Source organism: Streptomyces sp. NPDC059009, from assembly GCF_042740175.1.
Lineage (GTDB): Bacteria > Actinomycetota > Actinomycetes > Streptomycetales > Streptomycetaceae > Streptomyces.
Genome location: NZ_JBHYJB010000004.1, coordinates 1 through 19,085, shown reverse-complemented (window position 1 = coordinate 19,085; position 19,085 = coordinate 1). Strand labels below are relative to the sequence as shown.

Genomic DNA, 19,085 nt, shown 5'->3' with positions numbered 1-19,085 from the left:
TGGCCTCAGTCGGTCCTGCTCGGCCTCACTTGGCCGTCTGCGGGCGCTGGATGTCGCAGGAGTCCTTGAATCCCTGCGACGTCAGACCGAGTGCCGCGTTCGTGCGCGAGCGGAGGTTCTCCACCGCGATCATCTCGGTGAGCTCCACGAACGCGGCCTCGTCCAGCGCGGACAGCAGTCGGCCGGCCAGGTCGTCGTCCACGGTGGGCGGCGTCGCGGACATCGCCTCCGCGTACTCCATGACGTCCCGCTCCAGGGGCGTGTAGACGTCGCTGTCGCGCCAGGCGGGCACATCGCGGAGCTTCTGCGGGGACATGCCGCGCTCGTGATTTTCCCAGTAGCCGAAGTCCATGCACCAGGAGCAGCCGATCGAGGCCGCCGACGCCATCACCGCGAGCGCCTTCAGCTCGGGGTCGAGCTTCTTCCACTTCTTGAGCGACATCTCGAAGCGGGCGTAGGTCGAGAGCACCCGAGGGTTGTGGGCCATCGCCATGGTGGGGTCCATGACCTTCCCGTACGTCCGCTTCGAGTACCACTCCACGGCGCGGACGAAGAGGGTGCGGCGCGGAGCGAGCGAGATACGGGCCATGGGGGCCACCTCCGGGAGGAGCGAGTCGGCTTGTCTTTCGTTGTCCTTCACTGATGCGACGGAACGAGCGGCCGCGGATGTGACATCGGCCGGAATCCGGCTGTCACATCGGCGGGACCTGCACCGATGCCCGCGATCGACGGCGGGCGGCCACCCCGCCGCAGGGCCCGCGCACGGAGGGCTGCACATAATGGGGCCTGACGATCCCCCCCCATCAGGAGGTGCCGTGAACCGGTCCCTGAGCTCCGGGCTCCGTTCACTGCGGCCCGCCGCCTTCGGCGCGGACCCCGCGGGCGAGCGGCTGGCCAGGATCCGCACGTCGCCGAACTTCGCCGACGGGTCCTTCCAGAACCCCGTGGGGGCCAGGACCCGGCCCTCCGGCTCCATGCTCGAGTTCGCGAAGGTCTACTTCCGCAAGGAGGAGCGGGCCCGCCGCGGCCCCGTCGGCACCGTGCCGGTGCACGCCACGACCCTCGCCGACCTGGCGCGGCCGCCCGCGAGCGGACTGCGGCTGACCTGGATGGGGCACTCCGGCGTGCTCGCCGAGATCGACGGGCGGCGGGTGCTCTTCGACCCGGTCTGGGGGCAGCGCTGCTCCCCGTTCGCCTTCGCCGGGCCCAAGCGGCTGCACCCGGCGCCGGTGCCGATCGAGGCCCTTGGCCCGGTCGACGCGGTCGTGATCTCGCACGACCACTACGACCACCTCGACCTGCCCACCATCAAGGCCCTCGCGGGCACGGACACCGTGTTCGCGGTCCCCCTCGGTGTCGGCGCCCACCTGGAGCACTGGGGCGTCCCGGCGGACCGGCTGCGCGAGCTGGACTGGAACGAGACGACGAAGATCGCCGGGCTCGTCCTGACGGCGACCCCGGCCCGCCACTTCTGCGGCCGCGGCCTGCGCAACCAGCAGCACACCCTCTGGGCGTCCTGGGCGGTGGCGGGACCCGAGCACCGGATCTACCACAGCGGCGACACCGGCTATTTCGACGGCTTCAAGGACATCGGCGCCGAGCACGGCCCGTTCGACGCGACGATGATCCAGATCGGGGCCTACTCGGAGTTCTGGCCCGACATCCACATGACGCCCGACGAGGGCGTACGCGCCCACGTCGACCTCCAGTCCGGGCAGCCCGGCCACGGCGTGCTGCTGCCCATCCACTGGGCCACCTTCAACCTCGCGCCGCACGCGTGGTCCGAGCCGGGCGAGGGCACACTGGCCGCCGCTCGCAAGGCGGGCGCCCGCGTCGCGCTGCCGGTGCCGGGCGAGCCCTTCGAGCCCACGGGCGACGCCGTCCCCGACCGCCCGTGGTGGCGCGGTGTCGCGGTGGAGCCGGCGGGCGGCTGGCCCGCCCTGCCGGAGGACGCCGCCGAGTCCGTCCCGGAGGCGGAGCGGGCCGCGTCCCTGGGGTGAACCGGAGTTCCGCGCCCCTGGGCCGGCGGCTGTAGGGCCGGCGGGCCGAGGGCCGGGCTCTCAGGCCGAAGAGGCCGGGACCGTCTCCGTACCGGCCGGGCCGCTGCCCTCCGGGTCGTCCGCCTCGGGCCCCAGCGAGCGGCCCTCCCAGGACAGGGCCCGCCAGCCCTCCTCGGGGGAGCCGGAGACCACGACGAGCCCGGTGTTGCCGAGCGCGTGGTGGGAGGCGAAGGCCACGTCGATGTTGTGGGCCCGGGCGCCCACCCAGGTGCGGATCGCGGCGCCGTGGCTGACCATGGCCACCGTCCGCGCCCCGGTCGCGGCCGCCTCGGCCACGACGGCGTCGAAGCGGCCGAGGGCCTCCACGCCGTTCTCACCGCCGGGCATACGGCGGTCCGTGTCCCCTGCGGACCAGGCAAAGGCCGTCGTCATGTACGTGGTGATGGCATCGTCGTCGCCGCGCATCTCCAGGTCACCCGCGGCCACCTCGCGGATGCCGTCCCGCACCTGGATCTCCAGCTCCTCGGCGGCGGCCAGGGGAGCGGCGGTGAGCTGGGTGCGCACGAGCGTCGACGCGTACAGGGCGTCGATCCGCTCCGCCGCCAGGGCCTCAGGCAGGGCGGCCGCCTGCTCCTGACCGAGCGGGGTCAGGGCGGGGCCCGGTGCCGCGGTGTCCAGCAGGTGCTTGACGTTGGACGGGGTCTGGCCATGGCGTATGAGCAGCAGACGCATGCGGGGCTACCTCCACAGAACGGAACACTTCTTCCACTCTGCCACTGGTGCCTCGGCGGCTGCGCGGCGGTGCCCGGCACCGGATCCGGCGTCAGGCACTCGATTCGCTGCCGGGCCGCGCCCCGGGCCCTTCGGCGGGCCCGGCGTGCGCCGCCACGTACGCGTCCGCCGCGTCCGGTTCGAGGAACCAGTGGGGCGGGGTCGACGGGTCGGCGAAGGTGTCGGCCCAGCGGCCGGCGATGCGCGGGGACCGGGCGGCGGCCGTGAGGAAGCGCCGCATGTGGCCGGGGGGCGGGCCGGGGCGCAGGGTGAGGTTCGTGAGCTCGGTGCTGTGCCGGACCTGCGACCAGAAGGTGTCGAAGGCGCGCTGCATCCAGTCCGGGTCGAAGGGGGCGTCGCCGCGCTCGACGACGGCGGCCAGGTGGCTCGCCGCGGCCCTGGCCGCGTTGTTGGAGCCCTGGCCGGTGACGGGGTCGTTGGTGACCACGGCGTCCGCGAGGCCGAGGACGTGCAGGCCCGGGGCGAGCCGGGCCACCGGGCGGCGCACCACGGGGGTGAGCGCGCCGTAGAGCGCGGCGCCCGCGTCGGCCGGCTCGGCCGCCTTGTGCAGGGCGTACTCCTCCGGCACCTGGGTGCGCAGCAGGTCCAGGGCGCGGGCCACCCCGGCGCGGGGCGCGGGCCGGTCCTGCCAGCAGTCGAACGGTCCGCCCGGCACGCCCTCGATCAGCAGGATGTCGCAGGGCCCGCCGACGGTGAGGGCGGGCATGGAGAAGACCTCCCCGACGCCGCTCAGGCCACAGGTGCGCAGGGGCCGGTCGGCCGGGGCACCGAGCTCGGGGTGGGGCGTCACACCGCGGAGGTAGAAGCAGGCGAGGGCGCGCTGGGGACGGTCGTACGGGGAGCGGTCCGGGTCGCGCGGGAAGAGCCGCCCGAGGTCGCCCCGCCCGGCTGCCACGATCGTCAACTCGTGGGCGGCGGCCAGGGAGTGGAGCCGGTCGCCGTCCACGGCCCCGTACTCCACCCGGCCGCCCCCGGCCTCGTACCTCTCCAGCCAGTGCGCCATCTTCACGCGCTGGTCCACGGAGTGCGCGGGCTCCCCGTAGCGTCCCGTCACCGTCAGGGGCACGGCGTCCGGCTCCCCGGGGTCCCACATCGACCCCCGCAGGACGTGGATGGCGGGGACCTCGGCGTCCCAGAAGTTCAGGCCCTCGGCGCGCTCCAGGGCGCGGGCCGGGCCGCACATCACCTGAGTCGAGAGCACCGGCCCCGAACGCACCCGGTCCGGTGTGCGCTCGGCGGCGAGCGTGATGTCGTAGCCCCGGGCCCGCAGCCCCAGGGCGAGATGGAGCCCGGCCTGACCGGCACCGACGATCGCGATCCTGCGCATGGGTTCACTGTCTCGGCTGATATCAGGAGATGTCCAGATGCGAACGGCACGTCGGGCGTGCGGAAGCGGACGTTGTTGTGAACGCTGGGAACCGTGAAGGACTTCATGGGCGGGAGCGAGCGCGAGATGGACGAGGGCACGGAGGGGAGCGGTGACACCGTGGGAGCTCCCAAACCGGTGAGCGCGTACGGCAGTTGGACCGAGGACCACGGACTGCCCGCCTTCCGGATGAGCCCCGACGCGCCCCGCACCGCGTGGGACCGGCTCATCGACCCGCCCACCCGCCGCCGCTGGATCCACCTCGGCAACCGGCGCATCGCCCTCGTCGCCGACACCGACGGACGCAGCGGCCTGTGGGACGAGCACGAAGGGCTGCGCTGGCTCACCGAACCGGAGCCGGACGGCACGGGCGTGAGCACCCTGGACGGAACCGGCGTCGCCCTGCGCTCGGACACGGAACCGGACGTGCTCTTCGGTCCCGCGTACACCCGCGCCCGCACCCGCGCCGACGGCGCCGAGCTGGAGCGCACGGTGCTGTGCCCGGAGGGCGAGGACCCCGGCGTCCTGGTCCGGGTCCGGGTCACCAACCACCGTGCGGAGAGCGTGCGGTGGCGGCTCGGCGAGGAATGGGACGTCAGACAGCGGCAGTTGGAGTACCTGGAGGTGGGGCCGCGCGAGGCGGCGCCCGCGGGGGAGGGGCTCGTGCCGCTCGCGGTGGCGGCCGTGGGACCGGGGCGCGACGGGATTCCGCCCGCTGTCGGTGACCACGGCACCCTCCGCGCCACCGTCCCCCTCGACCTCGCACCCGGCGAGAGCCGCACCGTCTGGTTCCGCTGCGGCATCGCGGCGCCGCCGCAGGGCGCCGACGGGAACGACCCGTACACGTACGGGGATCCGGAGGCCACGTACGAGCGGAGCCTGCGTGCCCTGCGGGAACGGCTGCCGCGCGCGGCCGCCCGGCGTGCGCCCGAGGCCGCCGTCGAGATCCCCTGGCACGCCGCCCTGCTCAGCGGCGGCGCCTGCGCCGACGGGCTGCTCGGCGGACACTCCCTCGACCAGGGTTCGGCCTATTCCTTCCGGCACGGCTTCAACGGCGCCGCCCGCGATCCGCTCCAGCACGCGCTGCCCCTCGTCTACACGGAGCCGGACCTGGCCCTGTCCGTGCTGCGCAACACCTGCGCCTGGGCGAGCCCGGACGGTGAACTGCCGTACGCGCTCGACCCGTTGCAGCAGCCCCGCACCGATCTGTTCCGGCCCTCCGACCAGAACCTGTGGGCGCTGTGGCTGGCCGCCGAGTACGCGGCGGCCGCCGGGGACCTCGCGGCCTTCGCCGCGCCGGTCGGCTTCCATCCCTCGCACGGAGCCGGCGAGGTGCCGCTGGGGGAGCATCTGAGGCGGCAGTTCCGGTATCTCGTCGACGTCGTCGGGACCGGCGCGCACGGACATCTGCGGATCCGCAACGCCGACTGGAACGACCTGGTGCTCGACGAGACCGGGCTGTCCAGGGACGTGATGATCGAGCGCGGGGAGTCCGTGCTCAACTCCGCGATGGCGGCGTGGGTGCTGCCCGTGTACGCGGGGCTCGCCGAGCGGCTCGGGGACGCGGACACCGCCGCCGAGGCGCGCGCCTTCGGGGCCCGGCTGCGGGACGTGGTCGCGGGGGAGTGGAACGGGCGGTGGTTCCGGCGCGGGCGCGGGCCCGGGGACGAGACCGTCGGCGAGCACGACCTGTGGCTGGAGGTGCAGCCCTGGGCGATCCTGTGCGGGGCGGCCGACGACGCCAGGGCGCGCGAACTCCTGCACACCGTCGACGAGTTGTGCGCGGGCGGGTCGCCGCTGGGGGCGCGCCTGCGGTGGCCGTCCCCCGACAGCGACCGGGGCACCATCTGGTACGCCGTCAACCAGACGCTCGTCTGGGCCGCCGCGGGGGTCGAACCGGAGCTCGCGTGGGCGCACTGGCGGCGCCTGACGCTGCACGCGCACGCCGCCGCCTACCCGGACATCTGGGAGGGCACCCTGTCCGGGCCCGACGCCTACCTGCCGCCCGAGTCCGGGCGCGCCGGGCACACCTGGGGGCTGCCGGGGCTCGGGGTGGCGATGCAGGCGTGGCCCGTCGCCAACCAGCACGCCCACAGCCAGCCGCTGCTCGGCTATCTGCGGCTGCTCGGCGTCGCCCCCACGGCCACGGGTCAACTCCGCGTGCGCGGCGGAGGGTTGTTCGAGAGCCGGGTCCTGACGGTGCGCGACGACGGGTCGGGGCGGCTGCGGGGGCGCGGGCCCGTCGAGGTGGTCACCGGCGACGGGAGGGTCCACCGGGGCGGCCCGGAGCTGTCCTGGAACTGACGTGCGAGGACGGGCACGCGCATGAATCGGCCGCCCGTACGAGGGCTCATACCAGAGCGGGACCTCGGCCACCGGACTTTGTCAACTGCCCACCGCACATGATGCGTTGCCGACTACGGTGAGTGGTCGCCGGTCCACGGAACGATCACGGTGATCGCTCCGGGGGTTCCCGCGGGGCCACCGCGGTCACACCCGTGATCCTCCGCCCGGCACGCCCCACGCCCGTCGCTCGTCGCACCGTACCGAGGACGCAGATGTCTCACCTTCGCGCACCGGCCGCACGCGCAGAACGCCGGGAGGGCGGACGGCACGGCAGGACCGCGAGCCGCACCGTCCCCCCGCTGCCCGAGACCCACATACGGCCCCAGCTCCTGCGCATCACGGTGCTGCCCGCCGTCGCCGTGGCGCTCTCCGCCTGCGCGGCCGTGCTGTATCTCCTGCGGTCCACCGGCACCCGGCCCGACCCCGTGCTCCTCGCCGTCCTCGGCGGGGCCGCCGCGATCGCGGTCGCCGGGATCGTCAGCGCCGTCGTGGCCGCCGACCGCACCGCGCAGGCCGTCTGCGACCGGGTCGGCGCCCTGCGCCGCAGCACCGCCCGCGGCCAGGCCGAACTCCGCGCCCTCGTCGAGCAGTTGCGGCGCGGCGAAGGGCCGCCGGTGCGCGCCACCGCCGCCCGCGCGGTCACCCCGCGCACCCCCGCGGGCGACGACTTCGGGCTGCTCGCCGAGGAGCTGACCCGGGCGCACGACGGCGCCGTCACCGCCGTCGTGCAGGCGTCCCAGCTCTCCAGCCACGCGGGCAGCGAGCAGAAGGTCGAGGTCTTCGTGAACCTCGCGCGCCGGCTGCAGTCCCTCGTGCACCGCGAGATCTCGATCCTCGACGACCTGGAGAACGACGTCGAGGACCCCGAGCTCCTCAAGGGCCTCTTCCACGTCGACCACCTGGCCACCCGCATCCGGCGGCACGCCGAGAACCTCGCCGTCCTCGGCGGCGCCGTCTCCCGGCGCCAGTGGAGCAAGCCCGTCTCCATGACCGAGGTGCTGCGCTCCGCCATCGCCGAGGTCGAGCAGTACTCACGGGTCAAGCTGGTGCCCCCGATCGACGGCACCCTGCGCGGCCACGTCGTCGCCGACGTCATCCACCTCCTCGCCGAACTCGTCGAGAACGCCACGGTGTTCTCCGCCCCGCACACCCAGGTGCTGCTGCGCGCCAACCACGTCACGGCCGGGCTCGCCGTCGAGGTCGAGGACCGGGGACTCGGCATGCCCGTCACCGAGCAGAACAAGATGAACCAGCTGCTCACCGACCCCGACCAGGTCAACGTCGCGAGCCTCCTCCAGGACGGCCGCATCGGGCTCTACGTGGTCTCGGCCCTCGCCCGCAGGCACGGCATCGCGGTGCGCCTCCAGGGCAACATCTACGGCGGCGTGCAGGCCGTACTGATCGTTCCGCAGGGCCTGTTGGGCTCCGTGCCGGCGCCGGTGCCGACGCAGAACGCGACCGGCACGCCCCGCCCGGGCGCCGCCCCGGCCGCACCCGCCCCCGCCGCCCCCACCGCGACCGAGCCCCCCGCCCCGCACGCCGCCCCCACCGACGTACACGAGCGGCGGCAGGCCCCGGCTGCCGTGCCCCGGCAGCCCCTTCGGGACGAGGCCCGCGCCGCCGCCCCGGCCCCCGCGCCCGTTCCCGCCCCCCGGCCCGCCACCAACGGGCACACCCACACCCCCCTCCCGGTGCGCGGCGCCCGCGAGGAGCGGCCCACGCCCGCCGACGCCCTGCCCGGCATCCGCCCCGAGGACCGGCGGACCGCCGTCGAGAACTCCGCGACGCCCCCGCGGCCCGTGGGCGGCGCGGGCGCCGGACCGGTCCGCGGCCGCGTCGGCAGGCCCCAACTCCCCAAGCGGCGCGCCCAGGAGCACCTCGCGCCCCAGCTCCGCGACGGGCCCGCGCCGGCCGCGCGTCAGGACGGCGAGCACCTCGTCGGCCACGACCCGGGCCTGATGGCCGCCTTCCAGCGCGGCATCGGCCTGGCGCAGGCGCAGGAGGCCCGCGACCAGGCGCCGGACGGCTGAGCCGGTCCACCTCACCCCCCCGCACGTACCTTTCGTACTCAAGGAGTCGATCCCATGCCGAGCGATGTGCCCACCGGCCAGGTGTCCGATCTCGACTGGCTGATGAGCGGTCTCGTGCAGCGCGTCCCGCACACCCGCAGCGCCGTTCTGCTCTCCTCCGACGGCCTGGTGAAGTCGGTCCACGGACTCGACCCGGACGCCGCCGACCACATGGCGGCCCTCGCCTCCGGGCTCTACTCCCTCGGCCGCAGCGCGGGCGTGCGCTTCGGGGACGGCGGCGACGTGCGGCAGGTCGTCGTGGAGCTCGACTCCACGCTCCTGTTCGTCTCCACCGCGGGCTCAGGGACCTGCCTCGCCGTGCTCGCGGGCCGGGACGCCGACGCGGCCGTCCTCGGCTACGAGATGGCGATGCTGGTCAAGAGCGTCCGCCCGTACCTGATCACCGCACCCCGCAAGCCCGCGCGGCCCGCCGCGCAGCCCGCGCCGATGGGGCCCTGAACGTGGTGGCCCCGCACGACGGGCCGTGGCTCGACGACGCGGCGGGACGACTGGTCCGTCCGTACACGATCAGTGACGGACGGACCAGACCCACCGCGAGCCTCGACCTGCTGTCCCTGGTGATGGCCACCGGCGCGCCCCCGCTCGGCCACCCGGGGCCCGAGCACACGGCGGCGCTCGGACTGTGCGAGGCACCCGTGTCGGTCGCCGAGATCGCCGCGCAGCTCAAGCTCCCGGCGGTCGTGACCAAAGTGCTGCTCTCCGACCTCATTGACTGCGGGGCTCTCACCGAGAGGGCCCCGGACACCTACCACAACCCCACTGACCGTTCCCTGTTGGAGGCAGTGCTCGATGGACTACGACGACAGCTCTGACCCCTTCCCCACCGCGCTGAAGATCCTCGTCGCGGGTGGCTTCGGGGTCGGCAAGACGACCTTCGTGGGCGCGGTGAGTGAGATCGCCCCGCTGAGCACAGAGGAGCTGCTCACCACGGTCAGCGAGGGCACCGACGACCTGTCCGGCGTCGAGCACAAGACCACCACGACGGTCGCCATGGACTTCGGCCGGATCACCCTCGACCCGGCGCATGTGCTGTACCTCTTCGGCACGCCCGGGCAGGAGCGCTTCTGGTTCATGTGGGACGAGCTCTCCGAGGGCGCGCTCGGCGCGGTCGTGCTCGCCGACACCCGGCGCCTGGAGGACTGCTTCGCGGCCGTCGACTTCTTCGAGCAGCGCGGCATGGGCTTCATCGTCGCGGTGAACGAGTTCGACGGCGGCTACCGCTACGACCCCGAGGAGGTGCGCAGCGCCATCGACCTGGACCCCCAGGTGCCCATCGTGCGCTGCGACGCCCGCATCTCCAGCTCCGGCATCCAGACCCTGCTCACCCTCGTCAAGCACCTGCTCGCCCACGCCCCGGCCCCCAGCTACGGAGCACACACGTGATGTACGACCCGACCGGTCACCTGCTGCTCACCCCCGTCGACAAGGAGGCGCCCGAACGGGTGCGCCGACTGCGCGGACTCGGCATCGGGGACCGGCCGGACCCCGCGTTCGACGCGTTCGCGGACCGGCTCGCGAAGATCACGGACGCGCCGTACGCGATGGTCAACTTCATCGACGAGGAACGGCAGTTCTTCGCCGGGCTGCACACCCCCGACGGCGAGCGGGGCGAGGCCGACCCGGCGGACGAGCCCGCCGCGGAGGAGGAGGGCCGGGCCTGCGTCGCGAGCCGCTACATGGCGCGCGACCACGGCTACTGCCCGCACGTCGTGGTGCGCCGCAAGGCCCTCGTCCTGGAGGACGTCCGCGACTTCCCGCGGTTCGCCGGGAACCCGGTGGTCGACGAGATCGGCATCCGCTCCTACCTGGGAGCCCCGCTCATCGACCGCGGCGGCCTCGCGCTCGGCACGGTCTGCGTCGTGGACACCGAACCGCGGCCCTGGGGGCGCTCGGGCCTGGAGACGATCAAGTCGATGGCGGCGGAGCTCGTGGAGCAGATCAGACGGCGGGGCGAGGGCGGGATCTGAGGATCCGGGATCCGGGATTCGGGATTCGGGATTCACGGGGTGGGATCCGAGGTTCACAGGGTGGGATCCGGGGTTCGCACGGTGGGATCCGAGGTCTGCAGAGTGAGCCGGGCGCCGTCGGGGAAGTCCACCAACACCCGCCCGTCGTCCGCCACTTCGCAGCTCACGGACTCGCGCAGCGCCTCGGGCCGCACCGCGTCCCGCGTCAGCACGTGCAGCGTGACGTGCACGGTGTCGCCGCCCGGGTGCCCGTCGATGCGCAGATACGGAGTGGCCGAGTGCGGCCCGTACGCATTGGCCTCCACCTCGCGGGCCACGCCCGACGTCTCCCACCCGAACAGGGCGACCACCGCGCTGGTCAGCCCCGACTCCGTCCGTACGAGGGCCCAGCCCGGCCCCTGTTCGGCGTGCGGCCGCGCCTCGTCCGCCACCGCGTGACCGCCCTCCCGGACCGCCACGCCCGCCGGGGCCCGCAGCCGGTGCGCCCTGACCTCCCACGGCCCGTGCAGAGCGCTCACCGTCTCGACCGGGAACTGCCCTGCGTAGCCCGGTAGTTCGGCGTCGTGGCGGGACGAGGCCATGCCGTCCGCGCAGGTCAGCGGGTGGATGCGGCGGCGACGCGAGGCGGTGCCGTCCGGGGTGAGCAGCGCCAGGTGGCCGTCCACGGCGCGCTCCCAGGCGCGCGGCGCCGTCTCCGGGGCCGTCGCCGTCGAGTAGCCGAACTTCGCGTAGTGCGGATCGTCCTGGGCGGGGCCGGTCAGTGGGTTGTGGTCGCTGCCGTGATTCACCAGGCGCACGATGCCGTCGTGCCGGGTGCCGTGCAGCAGCCAGCCCGGCACCGGCAGGGCCGTGCACTGGTCCGACTCCTCGACGGGCAGCGGCAGTTCGCGCTCCGTCCACACCGGGTGATCGGCGGGAAGCAGCAGCCCGAGGAAGCCCTTGCTCGCCCAGTACGGGGACGCCGGACCCGAGTACGCCTGCGTGGTCGGCAGATGCGTGCCGTACCAGCCGAGCGGCAACAGGCCGCGCTCGTCCGGGACTCCGCGCTCCACGAAGTGCCGGGCCGTCCCGGAGGCGAGCCGCCGGGTGAGCCCCGGCGCGAGCGGGGTGCAGTCGGCGAGGGCGCCCAGCCACACGGGCGCGGCGGCCGCGAAGCGGTAGGTGAGGGAGCGGCCCTGGTGCACCGGGGCGCCGTCGCCCCCGAAGAACTGCGGGTAGGACGCGAGGAATTGACCGAGACGCTCGCGGTAGACCTTGGCGCGCCCGCCGTCGGCGCCCGTGCCGCCGGTACCGGAGCTGTCCGCGCCCGTGCCGTCCGCGCCCGTGCCGCCCGGGTCCGCGATCCGCGCCCACAGCAGCGGGTACAGGTGCATGGCCCAGCCGATGTAGTAGTCGTAGTTGCGCCCGTCGCCGTCGCTGTACCAGCCGTCGCCCCGGTACCAGTCCTCGATCCGGTCCAGGCCGCCGTCGATGTCGGACTGGCTGTACGGGGCGCCCACCGAGGCCAGGAACTGCTCCGAAACCACCTGGAACAGGCGCCAGTTGTTGTCCCAGGTGCGGCGGCCGACGAACCCGGAGAACCAGTCCACGACCCGCTCCTGGACCCGTGTGTCCAGCCGGTCCCAGATCCACGGGCGGGTCTCGTGCAGGCCGATCGCGACGGAGGCCGCCTCCACCATCTGCTGGGAGCAGTCGGTCAGTTCGGGCCATGCCTCGCCGCTGTCGCGGTCCGTGCCCGCGGCCAGGCCCCGCGCGTACCGCTCGACGAGTGCGGGGTCCACGTCGCCGCCCGCGCCCGCGATGCGGAAGGCCGCGAGGAGGAAGGAGCGCGCATAGCCCTCGAGGCCGTCCGACACGACCCCCGACCAGCCGGCGCGGCCGGGCAGCCGGTACTGCGCGCCGCCCGGCGTCGCATATGGCACGAGCGCCGCCAACTGCCGGTCGGCGAGCGCCTCCCAGTGCGCCCGGGTCCAGCCGGTGCGGGGGGAGAGGACACGGTCGGTGGGCGGGAGCGCGAAGTGAGGTGCGGGCATGACGGCAAGCGTGTACTGCGAACCCCATGGAGCGCCAGAGGTATGAGGGACTTCATGGTCACGCGTGCCAAGTGATAGCCGTGTCAACGGTGTTGACGGTCGCAGTAAGCGATTACTACTTTGCGGGCCCATGGCTGAGAACTGGACCCGTACCGCACGTTCCGCGACGGCGACCGCGGTCGCCCTCGTGGCCCTCGCCGTCGCCGCCCCGGCGGCCCCCGCCCATGCCGATGCCTCCGCCTTCGACCCCCGGCCCGGCGCCGACGGCCTGGGCGACCCGCTCTTCCCCACCCTCGGCAACGGCGGCTACGACGTCCGCCACTACGACCTGGCCTTCGACTTCACGCCCGTCGGCTACGACTTCACGGGCACCATGAGGATCGCCGCGCGGGCCACCCAGGACCTCTCGGCCTTCAACCTCGACGTCGACTCGCTCGCCATCGACCGGGTCGAGGTCGACGGCGCCGCGGCCGCCTGGACGGTGCGACCGGGACAGTCCGGCCAGGAGCTCACGGTCACGCCCGCCGAGCCGCTCCACGACCGCGCCCGCTTCACCGTCGAGGTGACCTACCACGGCAACGGCAGGACGAAGCCGGTCGGCGCTCCGGGCTGGCGGTACATGTCCGACGGCGGGTTCGCCTCCGCCGCCCAGGCGTCCCGCGCCGACACCTTCGCCCCCGTCAACGACCACCCCTCCGACAAGGCGACCTGGTCCTTCCACCTCACCGCCCCCGAGGGCTGGACGCCCGCCGCGAACGGCAACCTGACCGGCGTACGGAAGGCGAAGGGCGGCACGCGGCGCACGAAGGGCGACACGAAGCGCACCTGGGACTTCGCCCTCAAGTCGGCCATGGCGCCCGAGCTGTTGGGCATCTCGGTCAACCGGCAGACCTACCTGTACGGCCGCGGACCGCACGGCGTGAAGCTGCGCCACCTCGTCCCCGCCGGCCAGCGCGCCAAGTACGCACCCGTCGCGGCCGAGACCGACGGCCAGATGCGGTGGCTGGAGCGGACCCTCGGGGTGCGCTACCCCTTCGACACGTACGGCGTGCAGATCGTGCGCGACGGCTACGCCGACGCCCTGGAGAACCAGACCCTGTCGCTCTTCGGGCCCGCCTGGTTCGACCGCCCCACGTACTCCGCGACCATGGTCCACGAGCTCACCCATCAGTGGTTCGGCGACTCCGTCACGCCCGCCACCTGGCAGGACGCCTGGCTGAACGAGGGGCCCGCTGTCTACTACGCGGCCGTGTGGGCCGACCAGAAGGGCTATCAGCCGCTCGAGGAGAAGATGCGGACCGCGTACGAGAAGCTCGACGCCGTCCGCAAGAGCGACGGCCCGCCGGGACGGCCCACCGAGCTCGGCGGCTTCAACATCTACGACGGTGGCGCGGTGGTCCTCTACGCCCTCCAACAGGAGCTGGGGCAGCGGGAGTTCGACGCCGTGATGAAGTCCTGGCTGACCCGGCACCGCGAAGGCAACGCCGGCACCCGGGACTTCGTCGACGACGCGGTCGCCGTCACCGGGGACGCCTCCGTGGGCACCTTCCTGGAGCACTGGCTGTACGACCTGGACAACCCGCCGATGCCGGGGCACCCGGACTGGGGCGGCGCCTCCTGAGGGGGCATCGGTGAAGGGGGTGTGCCGAGGGGCCGTACGGGTGGAAGGGGCGGCCGAGGGGAGCGAGGCGGCGGATTGCACGGAATTGTCCGACTAAGTGATGAGTCGCGCCACCGCGGTACCGCGCCAGGAACCGCTCGCCCCAGGAAAGGAACCGTGAGGTTCATGTCCCTCCCCTCCCTTCACCGCTCGCGCACGCTGCGCGGCGCCGCCAGTGTCGGCGTCGCCGTCGCGGTCCTCGCCGCGCTGGCCGCTCCGGCGGCCGCCGCGGCCGACGCCCCCGTGGGTTCCCGTGCCACCGCCCCCGCCGCCGTGCCTGCCGGCACCACCCCGATCGTCTCGGGCCCGACCACGCTGGAGGTGGACCCGCTTCTCGACCTCGAGAGCAGCGGCTCGCTGAAGGTCTCCGGCGGCAGTCTGATCCACTCCAACCACCGGATCACCGGTGGCGTCGTCAGGCTCGGCGGCAGCATCACCCTCAAGGCCGGGAACAACCGGGCCGCCCTGAAGAACGTGTCCATCGACATCGCGACGGGCACCGTCCGCGCGTCCGTCGCGGGCAAGGTGATGGTCCTCGGCTACATCGACACCGAGTACCTGCGGCTGCGCTCGGACGCGGGCTCGAACCTGCTCTACGTCGTCATCGGCCTGGTCGACGACAACAACATCGACCTCAGCGCGGCGGCCGCGGAGCGGCTGCACGGCATTCTCGGCGTGCAGTTGGAGGAGGACCAGACGCTGCTCACCGGGTCCATCGGGGCGGCCGTGCGGCTGGACGCGAGCCTGGCCCACGACCTCCGCGTCGACCTGGCCACGGCCGTCGCGGGCGGCCTCGACGTCGACGTGGAGCTGGGTGCCGACATCGACGTCTCCCTCGACGTGAAGCTCGGCCTCCACGTCGGGATCCTCTGACCCGCGCCGCACCGGAGACCGAGGTCCGGCCCGCCCCCGACCGGGCGGGCCGGACCTTTGGTGCATGCACGCTTCTCGACACGGGAGGCCGGGGCCGGATAGATAAGGATCAAGCTCATCGGCACCGCACGTGACACCCGCGGCACCCGTGGACGCGCAGTACCCGTACCCCCGCAACACCGGCACTAGCGAAGGAAGTTCCATGACCGACCTCCGTCTCGGCGTCCTCGGCTACGGGCTGCGCGGCTCCCTCGCCCGCACCGCGCACCGGCCGGGGAAGGGCGCCCGGGTCGCCGCCCTCGCCGACCACGACGAGGCCGCCCGCGCACAGGCCGCCCGGGCCTTCCCGGAGGCCCTGATATCCGGCGACCACCGCAAGGTCATCGAGGACCCGGACGTGGACGCCGTCGTCGTCCTCACCCCCGACCACACCCACGCCGACCTCGCCTGCGCCGCGCTGCACGCGGGCAAGCCCGTCTTCGTCGAGAAGCCCCTGGAGATCGGCGTCGAGGCGTGCGACCGGATCCTGCGCACCGCGTACGAGACGGGGACGCGGCTGTACGTCGGCCACAACATGCGCCACATGCCGGTCGTCCGGCTGATGCGCGACATCGTCGGGCGCGGCGAGATCGGCACCGTCAAGACCGTGTGGGTGCGCCACTTCGTCGGCTACGGCGGCGACTGGTACTTCAAGGACTGGCACGCCGAACGCCGGTACACCACCGGCCTGTTGCTGCAGAAGGCCGCCCACGACATCGATGTCCTGCACTGGCTCGCGGGCGGTTACGCACGGCAGGTGCAGGCCCTCGGCGACCTCATGGTCTACGGCGACAGCCCGCACCGCCGCGCGCCCGGCGAGCCGAAGCCCGACGACTGGTACACCAAGGACGGCCACTGGCCGCCGCACACCCAGCGCGGCCTCAACCCGGTGATCGACGTCGAGGACGTCTCCCTGGTCAACATGCGCCTCGACAACGGGGTGTTGGCCGCCTACCAGCAGTGCCACTTCACCCCCGACTACTGGCGCAACTACACGGTGATCGGAGACGCCGGGCGCCTGGAGAACTTCGGCGACGGGCCCGGGGGAGTGGTGAAGGTGTGGAACTCCCGCCGGTCGACGTACCGGGGCGAGGCCGACGCCGAGTACCCCGTGCCGGACGCGGAGGACGAGGGCGGGCACGGCGGCGCCGACCCGCTGCTGATCGACGAGTTCGTGCGGTTCGCGCGGGAGGGCGGGCGGACGGACACCTCTCCGGTGGCGGCGCGGATGGCGGTCGCGGCCGGGGTGGGGGCGACGCAGTCGCTGCGGAGCGGCGGGGCGCCGGGCGAGGTGCCGGTGCTGGACCCTGAGCTGATCGGGTACTTCGAGCGGGGCCAGATCCGCTGAGCCGGGCATGGTGCGCGGGGCCCGGGCGCGGGCCCCTGCGCGGGTCCGTACGGGGCCCTGCGCGGGTCCGTACGCAGGGCCTGAAGGAAAGCTGCGACGGTGCTTAAGAAATCCTCGATGGACCCGGGCGCTGCCGTACGGAAGATTCCTGTGACGTCGGGACAGAAGTGGCGTACGACAGGAGCTGGGGCGTTGAAGGCGCTGGTCAAGGAGAAGGCTGAGCCGGGACTGTGGCTCACGGATGTGCCGGAGCCGACGATCGGGTCCGGTGACGTCCTGATCAAGGTCCTGCGGACCGGCATCTGCGGCACCGATCTGCACATCCGCAACTGGGACGGCTGGGCGCAGCAGGCGATCAGCGCGCCGCTCGTCGTGGGCCACGAGTTCGTGGGCGAGGTCGTGGAGACCGGCCGCGACGTCATGGACATCAAGGCCGGGGACCGGGTCAGCGGCGAGGGCCACCTGGTGTGCGGGAAGTGCCGCAACTGCCTGGCCGGGCGGCGCCACCTGTGCCGCGCCACCATCGGCCTCGGCGTGGGGCGCGACGGCGCCTTCGCGGAGTACGTGGCGCTGCCCGCCGCCAACGTGTGGGTGCACCGGGTGCCGGTGGACCTCGACGTCGCGGCGATCTTCGACCCGTTCGGCAACGCGGTGCACACCGCCCTGTCGTTCCCGCTGGTTGGCGAGGACGTGCTGATCACGGGCGCGGGCCCGATCGGCCTGATGGCGGTCGCGGTGGCCCGGCACGCGGGCGCCCGCAACGTCGTCGTCACGGACGTGAGCGAGGAGCGCCTGGAGCTGGCCCGCAAGGTCGGCGCGGGCCTCGCCCTGAACGTCGCCAAGGAGACGATCGCGGACGGCCAGCACGAGCTGGGCCTGCGCGAGGGCTTCGACGTGGGCCTGGAGATGTCCGGCAACCCGGCGGCGCTGCGCGACATGATCGCCAACATGACGCACGGCGGCAAGATCGCGATGCTCGGCCTGCCGGCCCAGGAGTTCGCCGTCGACTGGGCCCGCATCGTCACCTCGATGATCACGCTGAAGGGCATCTACGGCCGCGAGATGTTCGAGACCTGGTACGCGATGTCGGTGCTCCTGGAGGGCGGACTCGACCTCAGCCCCGTGATCACCGGGCGGTACGGCCACCGCGACTTCGAGGCCGCGTTCGACGACGCGGCGAGCGGCCGCGGCGGCAAGGTCATCCTCGACTGGACCGACTGACCTGACCTCTCGTCCTCTCCGCCAGCCTCCTTCCAGCCTCCCGAACCTCCCTAAGGAATCAGCGATGTTCGACTCCGTACGCGCGGACCTCCAGGCCACCCTCGACGAGATCACCGCCGCCGGGCTGCACAAGCCCGAGCGCGTCATCGGCACCCCGCAGTCCGCCACCGTCGAGGTCACGTCCGGCGGGCGCCCCGGCGAGGTCCTCAACTTCTGCGCCAACAACTACCTCGGCCTCGCCGACCACCCCGAGGTCGTCGCCGCCGCGCACGAGGCCCTCGACCGCTGGGGCTACGGCATGGCGTCCGTGCGCTTCATCTGCGGCACCCAGGAGGTGCACAAGGAGCTGGAGGGGCGCCTGTCGGCCTTCCTCGGCCAGGAGGACACGATCCTCTACTCCTCCTGCTTCGACGCCAACGGCGGCGTCTTCGAGACGCTCCTCGGCGCGGAGGACGCGGTCATCTCCGACGCCCTCAACCACGCCTCCATCATCGACGGCATCCGGCTGAGCAAGGCCCGCCGCTTCCGCTACGCCAACCGTGATCTCGCGGACCTGGAGCGGCAGTTGAAGGAGGCCACGGAGGGCGGCGCGCGGCGCAAGCTCGTCGTCACCGACGGCGTCTTCTCCATGGACGGCTATGTGGCGCCGCTGCGCGAGATCTGCGACCTCGCCGACCGCTACGACGCCATGGTGATGGTCGACGACTCGCACGCCGTCGGCTTCGTCGGCCCCGGCGGCCGCGGCACCCCCGAGCTGCACGGCGTCATGGACCGCGTCGACATCATCACCGGCACCCTCGGCAAGGCGCTCGGCGGCGCCTCCGGCGGTTATGTCGCCGCCCGCGCCGAGATCGTCGCGCTGCTGCGCCAGCGCTCCCGCCCGTACCTCTTCTCGAACACCCTCGCCCCGGTGATCGCGGCGGCCTCGCTGAAGGTCATCGACCTGCTCGAGTCGGCCGGTGACCTGCGCGAACAGCTCGCCGCCAACACGGCCCTGTTCCGCTCGCGGATGACCGAGGAGGGCTTCGACGTGCTGCCCGGCGACCACGCCATCGCGCCCGTCATGATCGGCGACGCGGCGGTCGCGGGCCGCATGGCCGAGCTGCTCCTGGAGCGCGGCGTCTACGTGATCGGCTTCTCCTACCCGGTCGTCCCCCAGGGCCAGGCCCGCATCCGCGTCCAGCTCTCGGCGGCGCACTCGACGGAGGACGTCAACCGGGCGGTCGACGCCTTCGTCGCCGCGCGGGCGGAGCTGGCGGGCTAGGGCCTGTCCGGCGGATCAGGCCGCATGATTCCGAGCTGTGCCGTCCGTCGCTGGTGAGCGGGCTGTGGTGCGTCGAGATGCAAGGC

The 19,085-nt window shown here is 73.4% G+C and carries 16 protein-coding genes; 12 read left to right on the top strand and 4 right to left on the bottom strand.

The window, feature by feature from the left end; genetic code table 11:
* Window positions 1-25: 25 nt before the first annotated feature.
* On the bottom strand, window positions 26-589 hold the full coding sequence (locus ACFWYM_RS05265; protein ID WP_384830217.1) for a carboxymuconolactone decarboxylase family protein: 564 nt from the start codon (window positions 587-589) through the stop codon (window positions 26-28).
* A 226-nt stretch (window positions 590-815) separates the two neighbouring features.
* Between ACFWYM_RS05265 and ACFWYM_RS05260 the strand changes: the two genes are divergently transcribed.
* Complete coding sequence (locus ACFWYM_RS05260) at window positions 816-2,000, top strand: MBL fold metallo-hydrolase (RefSeq protein WP_384830214.1); 1,185 nt, start codon at window positions 816-818, stop codon at window positions 1,998-2,000.
* A gap of 60 nt (window positions 2,001-2,060) precedes the next feature.
* Here the strand turns inward: ACFWYM_RS05260 and ACFWYM_RS05255 are convergent, their stop codons facing one another.
* A complete protein-coding gene (locus ACFWYM_RS05255; RefSeq protein WP_384830211.1) occupies window positions 2,061-2,732 on the bottom strand; it encodes a histidine phosphatase family protein in 672 nt (223 codons plus the stop codon).
* A gap of 91 nt (window positions 2,733-2,823) precedes the next feature.
* A complete protein-coding gene (locus tag ACFWYM_RS05250) occupies window positions 2,824-4,119 on the bottom strand; it encodes a styrene monooxygenase/indole monooxygenase family protein (RefSeq protein WP_384830208.1) in 1,296 nt (431 codons plus the stop codon).
* Window positions 4,120-4,212: 93 nt separating this feature from the next.
* On the opposite strand from ACFWYM_RS05250, the gene ACFWYM_RS05245 reads away from it, so the two are divergent.
* The 6 genes from ACFWYM_RS05245 (at window position 4,213) to ACFWYM_RS05220 (ending at window position 10,561) form a co-directional block, all read left to right on the top strand.
* Window positions 4,213-6,462 (top strand): GH36-type glycosyl hydrolase domain-containing protein, encoded by a 2,250-nt coding sequence (locus ACFWYM_RS05245; protein WP_384830206.1) that lies wholly within the window; start codon window positions 4,213-4,215, stop codon window positions 6,460-6,462.
* Window positions 6,463-6,716: 254 nt separating this feature from the next.
* Window positions 6,717-8,534: a sensor histidine kinase gene (locus tag ACFWYM_RS05240; RefSeq protein ID WP_384830203.1), complete on the top strand. Its 1,818-nt coding sequence runs from the start codon at window positions 6,717-6,719 to the stop codon at window positions 8,532-8,534.
* Between the two features lie 54 nt (window positions 8,535-8,588).
* On the top strand, window positions 8,589-9,032 hold the full coding sequence (locus tag ACFWYM_RS05235) for a roadblock/LC7 domain-containing protein (protein WP_384830200.1): 444 nt from the start codon (window positions 8,589-8,591) through the stop codon (window positions 9,030-9,032).
* A gap of 2 nt (window positions 9,033-9,034) precedes the next feature.
* Entirely contained in the window at window positions 9,035-9,406 is a 372-nt protein-coding gene (locus ACFWYM_RS05230) for a DUF742 domain-containing protein (RefSeq protein WP_384830197.1), read from the top strand.
* On the top strand, window positions 9,384-9,977 hold the full coding sequence (locus tag ACFWYM_RS05225) for an ATP/GTP-binding protein (protein WP_384830194.1): 594 nt from the start codon (window positions 9,384-9,386) through the stop codon (window positions 9,975-9,977). Before ACFWYM_RS05230 ends, ACFWYM_RS05225 begins: the two co-directional genes overlap by 23 nt.
* Window positions 9,974-10,561 carry a GAF domain-containing protein gene (locus tag ACFWYM_RS05220; RefSeq protein ID WP_384830191.1) on the top strand — a complete coding sequence of 196 codons (588 nt, stop codon included), beginning with the start codon at window positions 9,974-9,976 and terminating at the stop codon, window positions 10,559-10,561. Before ACFWYM_RS05225 ends, ACFWYM_RS05220 begins: the two co-directional genes overlap by 4 nt.
* Window positions 10,562-10,614: 53 nt before the next feature.
* Here the strand turns inward: ACFWYM_RS05220 and ACFWYM_RS05215 are convergent, their stop codons facing one another.
* Window positions 10,615-12,594, bottom strand: coding sequence for a DUF2264 domain-containing protein (locus ACFWYM_RS05215; RefSeq protein ID WP_384830188.1), 1,980 nt, complete (start codon window positions 12,592-12,594; stop codon window positions 10,615-10,617).
* Between the two features lie 130 nt (window positions 12,595-12,724).
* On the opposite strand from ACFWYM_RS05215, the gene ACFWYM_RS05210 reads away from it, so the two are divergent.
* The 5 genes from ACFWYM_RS05210 (at window position 12,725) to ACFWYM_RS05190 (ending at window position 18,999) form a co-directional block, all read left to right on the top strand.
* Window positions 12,725-14,215 (top strand): M1 family metallopeptidase, encoded by a 1,491-nt coding sequence (locus tag ACFWYM_RS05210; protein ID WP_384830186.1) that lies wholly within the window; start codon window positions 12,725-12,727, stop codon window positions 14,213-14,215.
* A 165-nt stretch (window positions 14,216-14,380) separates the two neighbouring features.
* On the top strand, window positions 14,381-15,127 hold the full coding sequence (locus tag ACFWYM_RS05205) for a hypothetical protein (RefSeq protein WP_384830183.1): 747 nt from the start codon (window positions 14,381-14,383) through the stop codon (window positions 15,125-15,127).
* A gap of 202 nt (window positions 15,128-15,329) precedes the next feature.
* On the top strand, window positions 15,330-16,514 hold the full coding sequence (locus tag ACFWYM_RS05200; RefSeq protein WP_384830180.1) for a Gfo/Idh/MocA family protein: 1,185 nt from the start codon (window positions 15,330-15,332) through the stop codon (window positions 16,512-16,514).
* A 192-nt stretch (window positions 16,515-16,706) separates the two neighbouring features.
* Entirely contained in the window at window positions 16,707-17,735 is a 1,029-nt protein-coding gene (gene tdh / locus ACFWYM_RS05195; protein ID WP_384830810.1) for an L-threonine 3-dehydrogenase, read from the top strand.
* 64 nt (window positions 17,736-17,799) lie between these two features.
* Window positions 17,800-18,999, top strand: coding sequence for a glycine C-acetyltransferase (locus ACFWYM_RS05190; RefSeq protein WP_384830177.1), 1,200 nt, complete (start codon window positions 17,800-17,802; stop codon window positions 18,997-18,999).
* The last annotated feature ends 86 nt before the right edge of the window (window positions 19,000-19,085 follow it).